Annotated in this window: 18 protein-coding genes; 8 read left to right on the top strand and 10 right to left on the bottom strand. The window is 71.7% G+C overall.

Annotated features, from left to right (window positions below):
• Nucleotides 1–82 precede the first annotated feature (82 nt).
• The gene (locus tag ABZU91_RS10365) at nt 83–922 is read left to right on the top strand and encodes a serine hydrolase (RefSeq protein ID WP_355236969.1); all 840 of its coding nucleotides are present in this window, start codon (nt 83–85) and stop codon (nt 920–922) included.
• 11 nt (nt 923–933) lie between these two features.
• Here the strand turns inward: ABZU91_RS10365 and ABZU91_RS10360 are convergent, their stop codons facing one another.
• Nucleotides 934–1,731, bottom strand: a complete 798-nt coding sequence (locus tag ABZU91_RS10360; protein WP_355236966.1) for a tyrosine-protein phosphatase — start codon at nt 1,729–1,731, stop codon at nt 934–936.
• Between the two features lie 43 nt (nt 1,732–1,774).
• Here ABZU91_RS10360 and ABZU91_RS10355 point away from each other — a divergent pair, with 43 nt between their 5' ends.
• Nucleotides 1,775–2,872, top strand: a complete 1,098-nt coding sequence (locus tag ABZU91_RS10355; RefSeq protein ID WP_355236963.1) for a dipeptide epimerase — start codon at nt 1,775–1,777, stop codon at nt 2,870–2,872.
• 60 nt (nt 2,873–2,932) lie between these two features.
• Nucleotides 2,933–3,850, top strand: coding sequence for an NlpC/P60 family protein (locus tag ABZU91_RS10350; RefSeq protein ID WP_355236960.1), 918 nt, complete (start codon nt 2,933–2,935; stop codon nt 3,848–3,850).
• 24 nt (nt 3,851–3,874) lie between these two features.
• Here ABZU91_RS10350 and ABZU91_RS10345 read toward each other — a convergent pair whose 3' ends face one another.
• The 3 genes from ABZU91_RS10345 to pnuC form a co-directional block, all read right to left on the bottom strand.
• Nucleotides 3,875–4,873: a TerC family protein gene (locus tag ABZU91_RS10345; RefSeq protein WP_355236958.1), complete on the bottom strand. Its 999-nt coding sequence runs from the start codon at nt 4,871–4,873 to the stop codon at nt 3,875–3,877.
• A gap of 289 nt (nt 4,874–5,162) precedes the next feature.
• The gene (locus ABZU91_RS10340; protein ID WP_355236955.1) at nt 5,163–6,260 is read right to left on the bottom strand and encodes an AAA family ATPase; all 1,098 of its coding nucleotides are present in this window, start codon (nt 6,258–6,260) and stop codon (nt 5,163–5,165) included.
• Nucleotides 6,257–6,913 carry a nicotinamide riboside transporter PnuC gene (gene pnuC / locus ABZU91_RS10335; RefSeq protein WP_355236952.1) on the bottom strand — a complete coding sequence of 219 codons (657 nt, stop codon included), beginning with the start codon at nt 6,911–6,913 and terminating at the stop codon, nt 6,257–6,259. The genes ABZU91_RS10340 and pnuC overlap by 4 nt, the downstream gene beginning before the upstream one ends.
• 84 nt (nt 6,914–6,997) lie before the next feature.
• On the opposite strand from pnuC, the gene ABZU91_RS10330 reads away from it, so the two are divergent.
• On the top strand, nt 6,998–7,291 hold the full coding sequence (locus tag ABZU91_RS10330; RefSeq protein ID WP_355236949.1) for an antibiotic biosynthesis monooxygenase family protein: 294 nt from the start codon (nt 6,998–7,000) through the stop codon (nt 7,289–7,291).
• A 102-nt stretch (nt 7,292–7,393) separates the two neighbouring features.
• Here ABZU91_RS10330 and ABZU91_RS10325 read toward each other — a convergent pair whose 3' ends face one another.
• The 4 genes from ABZU91_RS10325 to uvrB all read right to left on the bottom strand — a co-directional run bounded on the left by ABZU91_RS10325 (nt 7,394) and on the right by uvrB (nt 12,228).
• A complete protein-coding gene (locus tag ABZU91_RS10325) occupies nt 7,394–8,251 on the bottom strand; it encodes a helix-turn-helix transcriptional regulator (protein ID WP_355236946.1) in 858 nt (285 codons plus the stop codon).
• Between the two features lie 162 nt (nt 8,252–8,413).
• A complete protein-coding gene (locus tag ABZU91_RS10320; protein WP_355236943.1) occupies nt 8,414–8,782 on the bottom strand; it encodes a VOC family protein in 369 nt (122 codons plus the stop codon).
• 430 nt (nt 8,783–9,212) lie between these two features.
• Entirely contained in the window at nt 9,213–10,058 is an 846-nt protein-coding gene (locus ABZU91_RS10315) for a helix-turn-helix domain-containing protein (RefSeq protein ID WP_355236940.1), read from the bottom strand.
• A gap of 61 nt (nt 10,059–10,119) precedes the next feature.
• A complete protein-coding gene (uvrB, locus tag ABZU91_RS10310) occupies nt 10,120–12,228 on the bottom strand; it encodes an excinuclease ABC subunit UvrB (RefSeq protein ID WP_355236937.1) in 2,109 nt (702 codons plus the stop codon).
• 312 nt (nt 12,229–12,540) lie between these two features.
• On the opposite strand from uvrB, the gene ABZU91_RS10305 reads away from it, so the two are divergent.
• Nucleotides 12,541–14,079, top strand: coding sequence for a hypothetical protein (locus tag ABZU91_RS10305; protein WP_355236934.1), 1,539 nt, complete (start codon nt 12,541–12,543; stop codon nt 14,077–14,079).
• Between the two features lie 6 nt (nt 14,080–14,085).
• On the opposite strand, the gene coaE is transcribed toward ABZU91_RS10305, so the two are convergent.
• Nucleotides 14,086–15,270: a dephospho-CoA kinase gene (gene coaE, locus ABZU91_RS10300; protein WP_355236932.1), complete on the bottom strand. Its 1,185-nt coding sequence runs from the start codon at nt 15,268–15,270 to the stop codon at nt 14,086–14,088.
• 493 nt (nt 15,271–15,763) lie between these two features.
• Entirely contained in the window at nt 15,764–17,263 is a 1,500-nt protein-coding gene (gene rpsA, locus ABZU91_RS10295; protein WP_354823830.1) for a 30S ribosomal protein S1, read from the bottom strand.
• Between the two features lie 438 nt (nt 17,264–17,701).
• Between rpsA and ABZU91_RS10290 the strand changes: the two genes are divergently transcribed.
• From ABZU91_RS10290 to ABZU91_RS10280, 3 genes are all read left to right on the top strand, one after another.
• The gene (locus ABZU91_RS10290) at nt 17,702–18,508 is read left to right on the top strand and encodes a class I SAM-dependent methyltransferase (protein ID WP_355236927.1); all 807 of its coding nucleotides are present in this window, start codon (nt 17,702–17,704) and stop codon (nt 18,506–18,508) included.
• Nucleotides 18,509–18,719: 211 nt separating this feature from the next.
• Nucleotides 18,720–18,938, top strand: coding sequence for a DUF2945 domain-containing protein (locus ABZU91_RS10285; RefSeq protein ID WP_355236924.1), 219 nt, complete (start codon nt 18,720–18,722; stop codon nt 18,936–18,938).
• A complete protein-coding gene (locus ABZU91_RS10280) occupies nt 18,925–19,275 on the top strand; it encodes a DUF3140 domain-containing protein (RefSeq protein ID WP_355236921.1) in 351 nt (116 codons plus the stop codon). Before ABZU91_RS10285 ends, ABZU91_RS10280 begins: the two co-directional genes overlap by 14 nt.
• Nucleotides 19,276–19,302 lie beyond the last annotated feature (27 nt).

The raw sequence follows: 19,302 nt of genomic DNA, 5'->3' as shown, positions 1-19,302 counted from the left end.
GCCGCTTGCGGCCGACGCGCCCTTCGCTTCCCCGCCCGGGGTACGTCCGCCCGGCGCCGGTTGATCAGCTACGGTCACCGGCATGAGCTGGGATGATCTCGACGCCCATCTGGACACGGTGCCGGGCACCGTCTCGGCGTACGTGGGTCGACTCGACGCGCCACCGGCCTGGACCCGGCACGCCCGCGCCGGCCACTACGCCGCCAGCACGATGAAGGTGGCGGTGCTGGCCGCGCTGTACCGCGCCGCCGAGGCCGGCTCCCTGGACCTGGACGCCGACGTCCCGGTGGTCAACGAGTTCGACTCGGCCCAGCCCGGCGCGCCCCGGTTCTCCTGCGCCCCGCACTACGACAACGACGACGCGGTGTGGGACCGGCTCGGCGGCACGGCGTCGCTACGCTGGCTCGCCGAGCGGATGATCGTGCGGTCCAGCAACCTGGCCACGAACCTCGTCATCGGGCACGTCGGGCTGCCCGCCGTGGCCGAGGTGTGGTCGCTGGCCGGCGCCCGGGACAGCGTCACCGGCCGCGGCATCGAGGACTTCGCCGCCCGCGACGTCGGCATCACCAACACCGTCACCGCAGCCGACCTGGCCGCCCTGCTGGGCGCGCTGGCCGGCGGCGCCACCACGCCCGGCCGCCTCGCCTCGCCGGCCGGGTGCGCCGCCATGCTGGACGTGCTGCTCGCCCAGGAACACCGCGAGGACCTGGCCGCCGGCCTGCCCGAGGGCATCCGGATCGCGCTCAAGAACGGCTGGGTACGTGGTGTGCGCCACGGTGTCGGCGTGGTGCTGCCCGACGACGCCCCGCCGTACGTGATCGCCGTGTGCACCACGACCGACCTGGACGACGGAGACGACGACGCCTGTCGACTCATCGCGCGCATCTCGGCGCGGGTCTGGGACGACCGGCACCGCCTCTGAGCCCGACGCACTCACTCCAGCAGGTGCGCCCGCAACGCCTCGACCACGTCGTCGGTCAGCCCCAGACCGTCACGCAGGTACGCGTCGAACGAGCCGTGCACCCGGCGTACCTCCTGGTAGCCGGCGTCGAGGTACGCCGCACGGACCTCCAGCACCGGTAGCACCGCGTCGACGTCAAGTGTCGGCTGGCGGCGGCGCATCGCCTCGATGATCACCGCGCGCAGGCTGTCGGTGAGCGCGTTGTTGCGCAGGTACTCGGCCCGGATCGCGGCCTCGTCCACCCCGAGCGCGGTGAGCAGGATGACGGTGAGCCAGCCGGTGCGGTCCTTGCCGGCCGAGCAGTGGTACAGCAGCGGCAGGTTGTCCGGGCTGGCGGCCAGGCGTACCGCCGCGCCGAAGTTGACGCGGGCGGACTCGCCGGTGACGAACCACCGGTAGATCTCGGCCATCGCCCCCGCCGTGCCCTGCCGGGCCAGTTCGGCGTACGCGTCGAGGTCATGGCCGACGAGCACCGCCGAGACGTACGTGAAGACGGGGTGCTCGGGGTCGTGCACCGGTAGGTGCACCACCCGCGGCTCGCCGGCCAGCCGGTCGGTCGGGGCGAGCGCGATCTCCGCGCCGTCGCGCAGGTCGACAACGCAGGCCGGTCCCAGCTTCGCGAGTACTGGCAGGTCCTCGTCGGTGAGCCGACCCAGCGCCGGAGTGCGGATCAGCCGTCCGGCGCGCACCTTCCGGCCGTCGACGCCGACGAGGCCGCCAAGGTCCCGGGCGTTCGGCGCGCCCACCAACTGCCAGTCCCCGATGACCATCGCGTGGTCCTCCCGCCGCTTGTCTGTGTATAGGGTGCCCCATATGACGATCTCGGCGGTACGCACCCACCGGGTTTCTGCCCCCTTACACACCCCGTTCGTCACCGCGCTGCGCCGCACCACCACCGTGGACACCCTGATCGTCGAGCTCATCGACGCCGATGGTCGGTCCGGCTTCGGTGAGGCGCCGCAGGTGTGGCAGGTCACCGGCGCATCGGTCGCCGGCGCGCAGGCGTGCGTGCAGGAACTGCTCGGTCCGCTGCTCACCGGACGCGACCCGGACGACCTGGTGGCCCGCTGCGGCGAGGTGCAGCGGGCGGTGGTGGGCAACGAGGCGGCGAAGGCGGCGGTGGACGTCGCGCTGCACGACCTGGCAGCGCGGCGTCTGGGCGTACCCCTGGTGCGGTTGCTCGGCGGCACGGCGCTGCGCGTCCCGACGGACGTCACCCTCGCCGCGGGCGACGCGGTCGACCTGGCGGCGGCCGCGCGTCAGCGGCGGGCCGACGGTTTCGGCGTGCTCAAGCTCAAGGTCGGCACGGACGCGGCCGGCGACCTGGACCGGGTACGGGCGGTGCGCGGGGCGGTCGGCGCCGGAGTGCGGATCCGGCTGGATGCCAATCAGGGCTGGACACCGCGCGAGGCGGTCCGGGTGATCCGTGGCATCGAGGACGCCGAGCTGGACGTGGAGCTGGTCGAGCAGCCGGTGGCCCGCTGGGACCTGGACGGGCTGGCCTGGGTCAGTGACCGGGTGTCGGTGCCGATCCTGGCCGATGAGGCGGTCTTCGGGGTCCGCGACCTGGTGGAGGTGATCCGCCGCCGGGCCGCCGACCTGGTCAACGTCAAGCTGGCCAAGTGCGGCGGGCTGCACCCGGCGCGCACGCTGCTGGAGTTGGCCCGCGCGCACGGGCTCGGCACGGTGGTCGGGTCGATGATGGAGAGTCAGGTCGGCATCGGCGCGGCGGCGAGCCTGGTGGCGGCGTACGGCACCACGGCGGTCGCCGACCTGGACGCCGCCTGGTGGCTGGCCTGGTCGCCGGTGCAGGGCGGAATCCGCTACGAGGGGCCGACGGTAGTCCTTCCGGATGCCCCTGGCCTCGGCATTTCCGGCCTGGCTGAAGTAAAGATGCAGACTCGTGGTTGAGGATCGGCGGTTTTCTTCATAGGGTTTCCCCCGGACAGCCGACACGAGCTGGGGGTCGACGTGCAGCTACAACCGGGCCGCGAGGCCGTCGTCCGGGTCGCGGTGGCGACGCTGTGGTCATCCCCGGAGGCGGTGCGGCCGGTCGACGGTCCCGCGCTCAGGACCGATGTCGACATCCCGACCTGGGTCTCCGGTCTGGACACCGACCAACAGGTCGGCGACTGTGTGCTGAGTCAACTCCTGCTCGGCGAGCGGGTGCTCGTCGACGACGTGCGCCCGGACGGCTGGGTGCGGGTTGTCGCCGTCGAGCAGCCGGCCGCCAAGCTCGACCCGCGGGGCTACCCGGGCTGGCTCCCCGCCGACCAGCTGACCCCCGCGGATCCCACCGTCGGCGGCGACCCGCTCGTGGTCGACGCCACCGTCACCGACCTGCACGCCGGTCCGGACGGGCCGGTGGTGCTGCCCGGCGTCGTCGTGGGCACCCGCCTCGTCCCGGCCGGCCCGTCCCGGCAGGGCTGGCGGGAGGTCCACGTCCCCGGTCAGCCCACGCCGCTCTGGCTGCCCGACGGACACCTCGCCCCGGCGCAGACCGGGCCGCCCAGCGCCGCCGACGCGCTCGCGGTGGCCCAGCGGCTGCTGGACGTGGTCTACATCTGGGGCGGACTCTCGACGTACGGCATCGACTGCTCCGGCCTCGTCCACCTGGCCTGGCGCCGGTTCGGCGTGCTGCTCCCCCGCGACGCCGACGACCAGGCCGTGGCGACGACCCCCCTGACGCTGGGCGCGGAGCGCCCCGGCGACCTCTACTTCTTCGCCCGGCCCGGCCGGAAGATCCACCACATCGGTATCGTCACGGCCGTGGCCGACGGCCCGACGGACCGGCGGATGCTGCACGCCTGCTACCGGCGGCGTCGGGTGCTGGAGGAGCGTCTGCCGGCCGACCGTACGGCCACCCTCGTCGGCGCGCACCGGGTCTGACCGGCCCGCGCCCGGCCCTGAGCCTCAGCGTCGGGCCTCGGCCAACTCGCGACGCCTGTCGCGGGCGGACTTGACCAGGCTGGCGATGGTGGCGATGCCCAGCGTGCCGATGATGACCAGCAGGGACAGCCAGATCGGGATGTGCGGCGCCCACGCGACGTGCTTCCCGCCGTTGATGAACGGCAGGTTGTTGTCGGCAAGCGCCTCCAGCACCAGCTTGACCCCGATGAAGCCCAGCACGACAGCCAACCCGTAGCTGAGGTAGATCAACCGGTCGAGCAGGCCACCGAGCAGGAAGTAGAGCTGACGCAGACCCATCAGCGCGAAGACGTTCGCGGTGAAGACCAGGTACGGCTCCTGCGTGATCCCGAAGATCGCCGGGATCGAGTCCAGCGCGAAGATCAGGTCGGTGGTGCCGATCGCGATCATCACGATGAGCATCGGGGTGAACAGCCGCCGCCCGTTCTCGTGGGTCGTCAGCTTCGCGTCGTCGTAGCCCTTGGAGATGGGCAGCGCTCGGCGGCTCCACCGGATCAGGAGGTTCTCGGAGAACTCGTCCTCGTCCGGCTCACCCTGCCGGGCCAGGTTGACCGCCGTGTAGATCAGGAACGCGCCGAAGATGTAGAAGACCCAGGAGAACTGTGAGATCAACGCCGCGCCGGCGGCGATGAACCCGCCGCGCATCACCAACGCCAGCACTATGCCGATGAGCAGCACCTTCTGCTGGTACTGCCGGGGCACCCCGAACCGGGCCATGATGATGACGAAGACGAAGAGGTTGTCCACCGAGAGGCTGTACTCGGTGAGCCAGCCGGTGTAGAACTGCCCGGCCGAACTGGCCCCCGAGGCCAGCCAGACGCCGGCGCCGAAGAGCAGGGCGAGACCGACGTAGAAGGCGACCCAGAGGCTCGACTCGCGCACGCTCGGCTCGTGCGGGCGCCGACCGATGATCAACAGGTCGACGAGCAGCACCGCAGACAGTGCGACGAGGGTTCCCGCCCACACCAATCCGGACACGTCCAACGTTCATTCCTCCGGCAGACACGCGGCGTCGGGCACACCGTACGCCCCTGCCGGGGCCGGCGTGCCGCTGTCGCTCACTCTGGTGACTGTCGGAGGTCTCTTCCGCCCCCGGCCCGCGAACGGGACGGCGACCGACGAAGCCGGGCCGACCGTCGAGAATCCGACGATCGTCCGTGCTGACGACTTCGTCACGGGGGAATACTCCCCTCCTCGGGGTCCATTGTTGCCCACCACGCGCCGTGATCACACCTGGGGCATGGGGTGCCCATCACACACCCTCTTGGTCGTCCTAGGAGGCTAGTGTGTCGGGTGCGGTAATCGGCTCCGCGAACGACCAGCCGGCGGCCAGCAGGGCGTCACAGACCTGCACGGCCCGCGTCAGCCGCTCGGCGTGCGGCCCGGTCAACTCCACCACCGGCGCGCCGGACGCGGCCAACTCGTCGCGGAACCGCCCGGTCATCCAGGCCCGCAGGTGCTCGCCGTCGCGCAACCCGTCGTCGGCGAACGGCACGCCCCGGTGGTCGGTCAGCAGGTACAGCGCCGGGCGACGAGCCGCCGAGAGCACCTGCGGCGACGCGCTGCCCAGGTAGCGCTCCTCCCAGACCGCGGTGGCCCGCGCGTCGGTGTCGCAGAACAACAACGGCCCCGACGACCGAGCCGCCGCGTCCTCGGCCGCCTGCTGCTCGCGAACCACCGCGCGGAAGTCGTCCCGGTCCCAGCCGACGTCGAAGACCGTCGCACCGGGCGACCCCTCCCGCAGCCGGGCGAGCTTGCGGGCCGTCAACTCCCGGCCGTACTCCGGCACCCACACGGTGCCGTAGTGCGCCGCGAGCGCCTCGGCCATCGTGGTGGTGCCGGTCGACTCGGCGCCGACCACCACGACCCGCCGCACGAGAAAGGCCCGCACCGGCGGGCTCAGCCACCGCCAGTGACCCGCCGGGTCCGCGCGCACCGCCGTCCCGGACACCGGCACGGTCCGCCGATCCTGATCGACCGACACGGGTACGGCCCCGAAGCGGCGAGCCAACTCCACGCCGTACGCCTCGGACGAGAAGACGGCGTCCACCTTCTCCGACCCGACCGCCTCCCGGAACACCGCGCAGTGCGCGTCCCAGACCGCCGGGTCGGCGTAGTCCACCGGGTGGTCGTCGTACTTGCCGACGAACCGGACCCACGGCGTGTCCGCGTGCACCTCCCGCAGCCAGTCCAACCGGGCCTCGAGCGGGATCGACTCCCGCCGCGACGGCGCCACCACCACGGTGAGCGCGGCACAGCGGGCAGCCGCCGCCGCGATCAGCGCGTGGTGCCCGGCGTGCGGCGGATAGAACTTCCCCACCACCATCCCGTGCCCGAACTCGGCCCGCCGCGCCTGCGCCGTCCCGCTCACACGGTCACCGGCGCCGGACCGGGCGGCACCGGGGTCGCCCCGTCGAGCCGGCGCTCATCGGCCCGCCAGGCCCGCAGCCCGACCACGCACAGGGCGAGGAACACCACGTACAGCACGGCCGTCAGGTGCAGCCCCTTGTAGGCGTACAACGGTATGTAGATCAGGTCGGCGGCGATCCAGAGCCACCAGCTCTCCACCCGCTTGCGGGTCTGCCCGTACGTCGCCAGCAGGGACAGGGCCGTCGTCAACGCGTCCGGCAGCGGCACCGTCGAGTCGGTGGCCCGGTCCAACAGGACCCAGAACGCGCCGGTGAGCAGCACACCGACGACAGCCAGCGCCACCCACTCCCGCCGGCCGGTCCGACTCACCGTGAGACGGGTCCGCCGCTCACCGCCGAACAACCAGTGCCACCAGCCGTAACAGCCCAGCGCCACGTAGACGACCTGGAGCCCGGCGTCGGCGTACAACCCGGCCGTCCAGAACAGCAGCATGAGCAGCAGCACGTTGGCGATGCCGATCGGCCAGTTGGCGACGCGCTGCCGGGCCACCAGCCAGACGTTGAGCACGCCGGTGACGAACCCCAGCAGCTCCGCCCAGGTCGTGCCGACGCCGGCGACCCGGAAGGCGGTACCGGTGAGCCACTCGATGATCATGTCGTCTGACCTTAGGGCGTGTGTCGACGCCGGAACAGACCCCGCGGCACCCGCACGACCCCGAGCCGTGAAAGGCTTGCCGGCATGGTGCTTGAGGTCGCGCTGATCGACGTACTGCCCGGACACGAGGACGAGTTCGCCGCCGCGTACGCCCAGGGTCACCCGGTGCTCGCCGGAACGCCCGGCTGCCGGTCGGTCCGGATGACCCGGGGCATCGAGTCCCCCACCCGGTTCGTTCTGCTGGTGGAGTGGGACTCGGTCGAGGCGCACGAGAAGAACTTCCGGGACACCGACCGGTTCGCGCAGTGGCGCGCGCTCATCGGGCCACACTTCGCCGGGCCACCGCTTGTCGAGCACTTCCTCGACGTACCGGCCTGACTGGAGCTGTCGTACCCAGCGGTTATCGTGCCTCCCGCACGCGCGGGTCGCCGGTCCCGACGGTCTCGGGGGCGCCGGGCCCGGTGGCCGCGCGGGTGAGCCTCACTGCCCGACGCGGCGGGCCAACGCGGTGACCGTCTCCTCCGGTGACAACGCCGCCGCCAGCAGCGCCTCGGTCATCCGCTCGTACCTGTCGACGTCGAGCACGGTCGCCAGGCGGACGTCGGTGGTCAACGCCTCCAACATCACCGTCCGCGGATCAGCCGGGTCGGGAAAGGCATACCAGGAGTACGGCGTGAGGGGGTGCAGCCCGCCGCCCGCCACCCCGCGGGGCAGCAGCCGCACCGTCACGTGCGCCAGCCCGGTCACCGCCACCAGGTGCCGCAACTGTTCACGCCAGGTGTCGAGCGGGAGGTCACCAGGGTCGCACACCGCCTCGGCGAGCACCGCCGTGTAGCGCGGCGGGTCGGCCCGCCGCAGCACCTCCTGGCGCAGCGCCCGGGCCCGCACCTCGGCCTCCACGTCGACCTCGGGACTGAGCAGAACGCCGGCGGCGACCCGCGAACGGGCGTACGCCGGCGTCTGGAGCAGCCCCGGCACGACCGACGGCTGGTACTCCACGATGTCGGCCGCGCCCGCCTCCAACTCGGCGTACACGCGTTGCCGCTCGCTCATCTCGCCGAGCGTCTTCCACCAGCCGCGACTCGTGGCCGCGTCCCGCGCGATCACGATCAGCGCGTCCCGGGCCGGCCCGGGCACCTGGTAGACGTCGAGCAGATCCAGCACATCGGCGAGATCCGGCCGGCTCTGACCCAGCTCGATGCGGGACAGCTTCGACGTCGAGGCCCAGCCCAACCGGTCGCAGACCTGTTCCAGGGTCAGCGCCTCGCGTCGGCGTAGTTGACGCAGCTCAGCGCCGAGCCGCGCGCGTCGAATGACAGGACTTGTTGGCAACGGCATCCCCGCCTCCCCATCGAGGGAGAGTACGCAGGACGATCACCCAGTGCAATAGCGCGCTTGCGCACCGCAACCGAGGTGATCGTGCGGAGCCGGGGCATCCGATGTCGGGCAGGCCGATGTTCCCTGCTCAGGGCCGGGTAGTGGCGCAGGGCCGGTGATGCCTCAGGGCCGGTACGTGCCGAACGACCACGGGATGCCAGCGAGGTCACGGGCGGCGTAGTCCCGGGACCCGTAGTCGGTGTCGAACGGCTCCCGGGTGATGTCCGCTCCGGCGGCGCGGGCCTGAGCGCAGTGGGCGTCGACGTCCGGCACGGCCACGTAGACGGACCAGTCGTCGTCGGCCAGCCGCGACGCCGCGCCGACCCGGGGACCGAGCATGATCATGCCGGTGTCGAGGACGAGTTCGGCGTGCGCGACAGTGCCGTCCGGCGCCTCGTGCACGGCGTGCACCTGGAAACCGAACGCGGAACAGAGCCAGTCGATCGCGGCGCGAGGGTCGGGGTAACGAAGGATCGGATAGACGGTTCGCATACCGACCAGTCTCCGCTCCGACGTCCGTCCCCGATTGGACGAATGTGACCCGGGCGGGTCGACCAGCGCGGGACCAGCGCGGGACCAGCGCGCGGGGCAGCCCGCACCACGCCACCGGGTTCCTGCAATCCCGGCAGGGCGACACTGCCGCAGGCGTCCTTTGCTCTGCTTCAGTAGAGGAAACAGGCGGTGTCCGATTATCGGACGCCGAGCGCTTCCTGGGTTGAAGCAGAGCAAAGGACGCACCACCACCCTGCGCCCCCGGCCGCCTCGACAGCCGGGCGCAGTTGGGTCTTCGCTGTCCGGGGGCTGTCGGCGTGGCCGGGACACCCCGACGTCCGTGAACCCGAGTCGATCGTCGGCCGCCGCGGCTCTCGGCGTGCCGGCGCTTTCGGCGTGCGGGGCGTTCTCGGCCGGCGGCGTTCTCGCGTCAGGCGGTGGAGCGGGCGGCGAGAAGCGCCGCCGGTGTGGTGCCGGCGAACTGGTGGAAGTCCCGGATGAGATGGGACTGGTCGTAGTAGCCACACCGGACCGCGACCTCGGCCCAGTCGACGGCCCGCACCGCCCCAGCGGGCCGCAGCCCGGTCGTGGCGGAGACGCCGCGCAGCGCCGCGTGTGCCTGCTGGAAGCGCAGCAATCGAGCGGCCGTCTTCGGGGCTAGCCCGACCTCCTCCCGGAACCGGGCCGCCAGATGTCGTCGGCTCCATCCCAGCTCGGTGGCGAGGGCGCCGATACCGTCGCGCCCACCGCTGGCCACGAGCCGCCGCCAGGCCCAGTCGAGGCGGGCGTCGACGGTAGGGGCCCCCACCAGACGGTCGGCGAGCGCCGTGTCGAGGAGCGCGAAGCGTTGCGGCCAGCACGCGGCGTCGGCGAGCCGGTGCCGCAGTCGGTCGAGCCAACCGCCGGGGAGTTGCCCGAGGCCCACTGCCCTGTTGGCCACCTCGGCCAGCGGCAGACCGAGGACGCGTCGGGCGGTCAGCGGCGTCAACAGCAGCTCGACGCCCTCCCCCACACCCACCGTACGGGTGGTGCACCAACCGTCGAAGGTGCCGGCCACGAACGAGTCCACCCGCTCGATCCCACGCTCCGCGCTGCGCGGGTCGACAACGTCCAGCGGCGCGCCCCAACCCAGGATCAGCACCACGAAGACGCCGGCCGGCTCCCGGCGGACCAGCGGCACGTCGGCGCGTTCCCGATAGCCGATGTACCGGTCGACGAACGGGCGCAGCCGCATCTCGGGGAGCCCGATGACCAAATCGTCGTCGACCGGACTCATCGCACCCCGACCGCCCTTCCCGCATCCCCCCGTACCGTTGGTGACCAGGGTGGCCCTGGCGTCACTTCACGCCGGCGGCGTCCATGCCGCGTAGCTCCTTCTTCAGGTCGGCGACCTCGTCGCGAATCCGCGCCGCCAGTTCGAACTGCAGCTCGCGGGCCGCGGCCAGCATCTGGTCGTTGAGTTCCTGGATGAGCTGGGCGAGGTCGGCGCGGGCCATCCCCTCCCGTGACGTGGTGGTAGCGGTCGACCGGCTGCGGCTGCGGGTCTCCTTGACGGGGGCCTTGCCGCGGGAGAGCTGGCGGACCGCGCCGCCGACCCGGGAGTTCTCGGTGTCCTCTGCCTCGCGGTAGATGTCGTCCAGGATGTCGTGGATCTTCTTGCGCAGCGGCTCCGGGCTGATGCCGTGTGCCTCGTTGTGCGCGATCTGCTTGGCACGACGCCGGTCGGTCTCGTCGATCGCCGTCGCCATCGACGGCGTGATCTTGTCGGCGTACATGTGCACCTGGCCCGAGACGTTACGGGCGGCCCGCCCGATGGTCTGGATCAGCGAACGGCCGCTGCGCAGGAAGCCCTCCTTGTCGGCGTCGAGGATCGCCACCAGCGACACCTCGGGCAGGTCCAGACCCTCGCGGAGCAGGTTGATGCCGACCAGCACGTCGTACTCGCCCTTGCGCAGTTCGCGCAACAACTCGACCCGGCGCAGCGTGTCGACCTCGGAGTGCAGGTAGCGCACCCGGACGCCGTTCTCCAGCAGATAGTCCGACAGGTCCTCGGCCATCTTCTTGGTCAGCGTCGTCACGAGCACCCGCTCGTCCCGGTCGGTCCGTAGTTTGATCTCGTGCATGAGGTCGTCGATCTGACCCTTGGTCGGCTTGATCACGACCTGCGGGTCGACCAGACCGGTGGGACGGATGACCTGCTCGACGAACTCGCCCTGAGCCTGGTCCATCTCCCAGGTGCCGGGGGTCGCGGACAGGCAGACCATCTGGCCGACCCGCTCCAGGAACTCGTCGAAGCGCAGCGGCCGGTTGTCGGCGGCGCTGGGCAGCCGGAACCCGTGGTCGATGAGCATCCGCTTGCGGGAGGCGTCACCCTCGTACATGCTGCCGATCTGCGGGATCGTCACGTGCGACTCGTCGACCACGGTGAGGAAGTCGTCCGGGAAGTAGTCGAGCAGGGCGTGCGGCGGGCTGCCGGGCAACCGCCCATCCATGTGCATCGAGTAGTTCTCGATGCCGGAGCAGAAGCCCACCTGCCGCATCATCTCGATGTCGTAGGTGGTGCGCATCCGCAGCCGCTGCGCCTCCAGCAGCTTGCCCTGCCGCTCCAGCTCGGCGAGGCGCTCGGCCAGCTCCACCTCGATGTCGCGGATGGCCCGCTCCATCCGCTCCGGGCCGGCCGCGTAGTGCGTCGCCGGGAAGATCACCAACTGGTCGACCTCGCGGACCACGTCACCGGTCAACGGGTTGAGGTAGTAGAGCTTCTCCACCTCGTCGCCGAACAGCTCGATGCGGACGGCCAGTTCCTCGTACGCCGGAATGATCTCCAGCGTGTCGCCGCGGACCCGGAACGTGCCCCGCTGGAAGGCCATGTCGTTGCGGGTGTACTGGATGTCGACCAGCCGCCGCAGCAACTGGTCGCGGTCGAGATCCTGCCCGACCTCGACCCGGACCGCCCGGTTGAGGTATTCCTCCGGGGTGCCCAGGCCGTAGATCGCCGAGACGGTCGCCACCACGATCACGTCGCGGCGGGTGAGCAGCGACATCGTCGCCGAGTGCCGCAGTCGCTCGACCTCCTCGTTGATCGAGGAGTCCTTCTCGATGTAGGTGTCGGTCTGCGGGATGTACGCCTCGGGCTGGTAGTAGTCGTAGTACGACACGAAGTATTCGACCGCGTTGTGCGGCAGCAGCTCGCTGAACTCCTTGGCCAGCTGCGCGCAGAGTGTCTTGTTCGGGGCGAGCACCAGGGTCGGTCGCTGCAGCCGCTCGATGAGCCACGCCGTGGTGGCGCTCTTGCCGGTGCCGGTCGCGCCGAGGAGCACCGAGGTCCGGTCGCCGCGCCGCACCCGGCGCTCAAGGTCGTCGATGGCGGCCGGCTGGTCGCCGGCCGGCTGGAATTCGCTGACGACCTCAAAGCGGCCGTCGAGTCGAGGAATGTCGAGCGCCATGACCTCAACGGTACGCCGCAGGTCCGACATGTTCGGCCGTCGCGCAGGGTACGTGATCGGCTTCAATATTCCCATTGTGTGGCCCATGTCACCGGGACTACCCTCTTCATGTAGGCCGCTCGCGGCGGCCGACCGGGCCCGGCGGCCAGGCTGTCATCACAGCCGGTCGCCCCCGGCACAGCGGTCGCAGCACCCGGCTCGTCCGGCGTGCGCACCCGTGTGGTCGCGCTCACGGCGCAGACCGGCCGCCGCGAGCGCCCCTGCTCGACGCCCCCGCTCGTCACCCGGTGCCGTCCCGCCCGTTTCACATCCGTGGACACCTCTGGAGCCCCGGCACCCTCCTCCGACACCGCCCGCGCCGGCGCCACGGACCGCGGCGCCGACATGTCCCCCGACCCCGGCGATCGCTCGGTCGAGGGTCACAGCGCCGGATGGTCCCGGGCCCGCCGCCGCCGTACGCTGCTGTTCCTGCTCGCCCTGACCGCGGTGACGTCGGCGGCGGCGCTGGTCGTCGGGCTGCTGAGCTGGACGCCCAAGCCGACCGCGCCGGCCCGACCGCTGACCGTCGCCGAGGCCGAGCGGCTGGCCGCCATGCGCGTCACCAATCTGCGGGACCTCCGCGCCGGTGTGCACGTCACCGCCGGCGACGGCGCCGCCCGTACCGAACTGGTGGGCTGGGTGGACTGGTCGCGGCCCCTGCTCTACCTGGACGTGGGCGGGCCGGGGGCGGGTGCCGACCGCGGCCTGTTGCAGAGCACGGGCGGGGTCCTGGTGGTCCGGCCCGACCCGAGCGCCGTACCCACCCCGGCCGCGCCACCGCTGGTGCCACCGGCGGACCGTTGGCAACTGCGTCAGCGGACGACCGACAGGGGCCTGGCGCCGGTCCTCGACCTGCTCCTCGGCCTCGCCACCGACCGTCCGGATCCGGCCCCGAGCGGTGGCGACGCCCGCTGGGTCGCCCAGGACGTGGGCGCGGCCGGGACGCTGGACGTCTTGCAGGCGTCGCTCGCCCCCGCGACGACCGGTCCCGACAGCACCGCACCGGCCAGCACGGCGGCGACCCGAGCGGACGCGTCGACCCGCTACTGGCTCGACCGGGACGGCCGACTGCACAAGCTGGTGACCCGGCTGCCCGATGTCGGGCCGGTCACGGTGCTCCTCGACCGGATCGACCGTCCCACCCTGCATCCGGTGGACGCGCTCGGTGGCCGACCCGGCCTGCCACGGGCGCTCACGAACGCCGAGCAGCGGCGGTTGGACGCCCTGCCGGCCCGGCTGCGCGGCCAGGGCGGCGCCACGCTGACGCTGGCCGCGCCGGTGGGCGTCGACGTCAACCTGCGGGGCGCCGGTTGGTTGAGCTGGACCGCGCGCACCGCCTACGTGGCGGTCGCCGACCTCGGCGTACCCGGTCGCCGGACCCTGCTGCACCGCGACGCCGCAGGTCTGTCCCGCACGGACGTACCGGCCCAAGCAGGTGGTGGTGGCACCGCCGAGACACCCGGGCGGCCTCCGTTCCCGGTCCCCGCCGGCGCCTGGCGGACCACCCGGTCCGCCCGGGACGACCTGGACCTGCTGGTCGACGCCGCAGTGGGCGCCGCCGGTCCGCTGGCACGGCGGGGCGTGCCCGTGCGCGTCCGCGAGGACCTCGCCGGCGGACGGACCGTGGACGTGGTGGAACTCCGCGTGGCGGACGCACGACTGCGCTACTGGATCGCTCGGGACGGATCGCTGCGTCGGGTGGAGCTGCACACCGGCCCCGGCGCGTGGGCGCAGCTCGACCTCGATCCCGCAGTGGTGCCCCGCCTCACTCCACCAGCGCGGGCCGCCACCGCACGGCGCGGGACGCGCTGACCAGAGTCAGGGCCGCCAGCCGGTCTGCGCGGCCCACTGCTCGGCCCGCAGGTACTCCTCGTCGAACCAGGGATCGCCGCCCGTGCCGGAGTCACCGACAATCGGCGCAGCGTCCACCAGATCGCGCTTGAGCAGCAGGTACGCGCCCCGCCGATCCGGGTCGGCGCGCAGGTGGTCCCGCATGAGCAGCGCGTACCGCCAGCCGGGCGAGTCGGCCGCCCGGACGTGCAGACGCACCGGACGATCCGGGTCGGCGCTGCCGTGCAGCCGCTTCTCCCACCGCGCCCGGCCGGCCGGGCGCGGATCGTCCCACCAGTGCCCCGGCACCCGGGGGAACCCCGCGCTCGCCAGCCGGTCGGCCAGCGGCCCGTCGGCGTCCGCGAGGTCGGGCACGGCGAACTGCACGTCGATGACGTCGTCGGCGGCGAGGCCGGGCACCGCGGTCGCGCCGATGTGGTCGATCCGCAGGTCAGCCGGGGCGAGCGCGTGCCGGATCCGGGCCTCGATCCGCGCGTACTGCTCCGGCCAGCTCGGGTCGGCCCTCGTCGCGCCACCGCGCGCGGGTGGCGTGGCGACCTTCCGCTGCCGCAGGTTGTGCTCGTAGGGGTGCAGCCGCTGCCGCCACAGCGTGTCCACGGCGGCGTGCAGCGCCACCAGACTCCCGTCGTTGGTCACCACCACGTCGGCGACCGCCCGCCGGCAGGCGTCGTCGGCCTGCGCGGCGATCCGCCGCTCGGCGTCCGCGCGGTCCATCCCCCGGTCGCGCGTCAGCCGCTCCAGTCGGATCGGCACGGCCGTCTGCACCACGACCACCAGGTGGTACGTCGGCGCGAGCCCCACCTCCACCAACAGCGGTACGTCGTTGACGACGATCGCGTCCGGCGGTGCCGCCGCGACCAGTTCGGCGGTGCGCGCCCGTACCCGAGGGTGGGTGATCGCCTCCAGCCGGCGGCGGGCGGCTTCGTCGGAGAACACCCTCGCGCCCAGCGCGGCGCGGTCCAGCGCGCCGTCGCCGTCCAGCACCGCCTCGGAGAACGTGGCGACGATCTCCGCGAGGCCCTCGGTGCCCGGCGCGACGACCTCCCGGGCGACCTGGTCGGCGTCCACGAGCACAGCGCCCAACTCCACCAGCCGCGCGGCCACCGCGCTCTTGCCCGATCCGATACCGCCGGTCAAACCCACCCTCAGCACCGGACCAGTCAACCGGATCGCGGCTCCCCCGCCAAACACGCCCACCCCGCGAGACGCCCGTAGGCGAACCCCTGTCCCACCACCTGGCCGCCCAGATCGGCTCCACAGCGTGCCCTGACCTGTCACGCGCGAGCCTTGACCTGTCACGCGCGAGCCTTGACCTGTCACGCGCGAGCCTTGACCTGTCACGCGCGAGCCTTGACCTGTCACGCGCGCCCTGACCTGTCACGCGTGTCCTTTGCTCTGCTTCAGCCCAGGAAACACGTGCCGTCCGGTAATCGGACACCGACCGTTTCCTCTGTTGCAGCAGAGCAAAGGACGCGCAGAGACCGGCGCCCCGCCACCGCCACCGCCGTCGCCCCCGCTCCGCGCCCGCCAAAGCCGCCACCGTGCCGGGGTCATCGCGACACCGGCGCGGTGACTGCACGGCGAAGGCCCCGCCTCCGGCGATCCGAAGATCGCGGGAGACGGGGCCTGTCGTCGTGTCAGCGGGTCACTTACCGCCGGCGAGCTTCTCCCGCAGAGCGGCGAGCGCCTCGTCGGTGGCCAGCGTGCCGGCCGGCTCCTCGGCCTGCCGGCTCGGGGCCGGGCTGGACGAGGAGGTGGTGCCACCGGTGGCAGCCGGGACGGCCGGGGTCGGGTTGGCAGCGGCCTCGGCGTCGGCGGCGCGAGAGGTCTGCACCTGCTTGGTGTGGGCCTCCCAGCGCTGACGAGCCTCGGCGTACTGGTTCTCCCAGGTCTCGCGCTGCTTGTCGTACCCCTCGAGCCACTCGCCCGTCTCCGGGTCGAAGCCCTCGGGGTAGATGTAGTTGCCCTCGGTGTCGTACGTCGCGGCCATGCCGTAGAGGGTCGGGTCGAAGTGCTCCTCGCCCTCGACGAAGCCCTCGTTGGCCTGCTTGAGCGACAGCGAGATCCGGCGGCGCTCCAGGTCGATGTCGATGACCTTGACCATGACCTCGGAGCCGACCTGGACGACCTGCTCCGGGATCTCCACGTGGCGCTCGGCCAGCTCGGAGATGTGGACCAGGCCCTCGATGCCGTCGTCCACGCGGACGAACGCACCGAACGGAACCAGCTTGGTGACCTTACCCGGCACGATCTGCTGGATCGCGTGGGTGCGGGCGAACTGCCGCCACGGGTCCTCCTGCGTCGCCTTCAACGACAGGGAGACGCGCTCGCGGTCCAGGTCGACGTCCAGGACCTCGACCTCGACCTCCTGGCCCACCTCGACGACCTCGGACGGGTGGTCGATGTGCTTCCAGGACAGCTCGGAGACGTGCACCAGACCGTCGACGCCGCCGAGGTCCACGAAGGCGCCGAAGTTGACGATCGAGGACACGACGCCCTTGCGGACCTGGCCCTTCTGCAGCTTGTTGAGGAACTCGGTACGCACCTCGGACTGCGTCTGCTCGAGCCAGGCCCGGCGGGACAGCACCACGTTGTTGCGGTTCTTGTCCAGCTCGATGATCTTGGCTTCGAGCTCGCGCCCGACGTACGGCTGCAGGTCACGCACACGCCGCATCTCGACAAGGGACGCGGGCAGGAAGCCGCGCAGGCCGATGTCGAGGATGAGACCACCCTTGACGACCTCGATGACCGAGCCGCGGACGACACCGTCCTCGTCCTTGATCTTCTCGATCGTGCCCCAGGCCCGCTCGTACTGCGCCCGCTTCTTGGAGAGGATCAGACGCCCCTCCTTGTCCTCCTTCTGGAGGACCAGGGCCTCGATGTGGTCGCCAACCGTCACAACCTCGGCGGGGTCCACGTCGTGCTTGATCGACAACTCCCGAGAGGGGATGACACCCTCGGTCTTGTAGCCGATGTCGAGCAGGACCTCGTCCCGATCGACCTTGACGACGGTGCCTTCGACAATGTCGCCGTCGTTGAAGTACTTGATGGTCTCGTCGATCGCGGCGAGGAAAGCCTCCTCGGAACCGAGATCGTCGTGGGTGACCCGGGTGGCGCTCGAGGGGGCCTCGATGCTGCTCGTCATGTGGGCGGTTGCTCCGGTCGGTGGGTTGTCACAGCAGGCTGGTGTGTCGCAGTGACCTGTTCGCGCCAGCGGATCCGTCGCCGGGCACACCGAACGATCACCTAGTGAGGATCATGATGTGGTCCGTCGACCGCGCACCTGCTCCCTGCCGAGACACACGATCCGCGAGCGCATCGTCTAGCCTACCGTGCGCATTACCACAGCGTGCAAGCCCTCCCGTCTCCTCGCCGCGCGGCGACCTGCGAAAGCCGAACAATCGCCCGGAAAAGACCCCTGCTGTCTCGTACGTCACAGGGGTCCCACCGGCCACTTCACGGGCCCCTCGCACGACTCGATTTCCCCGGTGGCGGCGCGCGCGGCGCGCAGACACCCCCGAGTCCGTGCCGATCCGGCCGCGCCGCCGTCGTGGACCGGGGGGTGGGGGCCTAGCGTGAGCGGGTGGATGACGACAGCCGGGTGACCCGGCGCCGCGTGGGTGACGCCGAGGTCCGGCGGGCCAACCGCGGCTGGTGGGACACCGACGCCGACGACTACCAGACCGAGCACGGCGCGTTCCTCGGCGACGTGGACTTCGTCTGGTGCCCGGAGGGGCTGCGCGAAGCGGACGCCCACCTGCTCGGCGACGTGTCGGGACGACGGGTGCTCGAGGTGGGTTGCGGCGCTGCCGCCGCCGCCCGCTGGCTCGCCACCCAGGGCGCGCGGCCGGTCGCCTTCGACCTGTCCGCCGGCATGTTGCGGCACGCCGCCAAGGCCGCCGACGCCACGGGGGTACGCGTGCCGCTGGTGCAGGCCGACGCGCTCGCCCTGCCGTTCGCCGATCAGTCGTTCGACCTGGCCTGCACGGCGTTCGGGGCGATCCCGTTCGTGGACGACTCGGCGGCCCTGCTCGCCGAGGTGCACCGGGTGCTACGCCCGGGCGGCCGGTGGGTGTTCTCGGTGACCCATCCGATGCGCTGGATCTTCCTGGACGACCCGGGCGAGGGCGGCCTGCGGGCCGTGCACTCGTACTTCGACCGTTCCCCCTACGTCGAGCAGGACGAGAGCGGCGTGGCCACGTACGTGGAGCAGCACCGCACACTCGGTGACCGGATCCGGGAACTGGTCGGGGCGGGATTCCGGCTGCTCGACCTGGTGGAGCCGGAGTGGCCAGCGGGACACGAGGGAATCTGGGGGCAGTGGAGCCCGCTGCGGGGTCGACTCTTCCCCGGCACGGCCATCTTCGTCACCGACAAGCCCGCCGACTGAGCGTGCCGCACACGTCGTCCGACCTGCGACCCATCGATCGCCGGTAGGCTCGACCCCATGAGCGCCGAGCCCATCCCGACAGCACCTGGCCCCTGGTGTCCGGATCCGGTGCCGACGTGATCGAGCTGACCGAGCCGTTCGACGTGAAGCTGCCGATCGCCGAGATCACGCCGTAGCCGTTTCGCCCCTGCCGGCTCGGGTAGCCGGGACCATGGCCGAACAGAGGTTCCACAAGGGCGACCACGTCTCCTGGTCGGCACACGGCAACCGTGCGTACGGCGTGGTGCAGGGCACGATCACCGAACGGACCCGGCTACGTGGGCGAGCGGTGAACGCGTCCCCGGACGACCCGCAGTACCGGGTTCGCAGTGACGGCACGGGCCGCGACGTGGCCCACCGCCCGGAGGCGTTGCGTCATGAGCAGAGCTGACGACCAGGGCCGGGACACCTACCGGGAGTTCACCGACGCGGTGAACATGAAGCCCGGCGAGCTGTCCACCTGGCTGGAAACCGACGAGTCGAAGCAGGTCGGCTGGCACAAGGGTGGCCGTACCGGTGGCGGCGAGTCCGTCGGACACGAATCCGGCCGGAAGATCATCAACCTGCTCCGCCGCAAGCGCGGCGATCTCTCCGAGGCGGACTACAAGCACATGCGCAAGGTCGTCGGCTACGTCCGTCGACACATGGCGCAGCGCCCGTCCGGCAACGTCCGCGACACGAAGTGGCGCTGGTCCCTCATGAACTGGGGCCACGACCCGATGAAGTAGTGGAGATCCAACCCCCACACCGCAACC

Origin of the sequence: Micromonospora sp. NPDC005174 (genome assembly GCF_040608495.1) — a bacterium.
Classification (GTDB): Bacteria; Actinomycetota; Actinomycetes; order Mycobacteriales; family Micromonosporaceae; genus Micromonospora.
The sequence above is the reverse complement of the archived record's forward strand: the minus strand, read 5'-3'. Positions and strand labels throughout refer to the sequence as shown.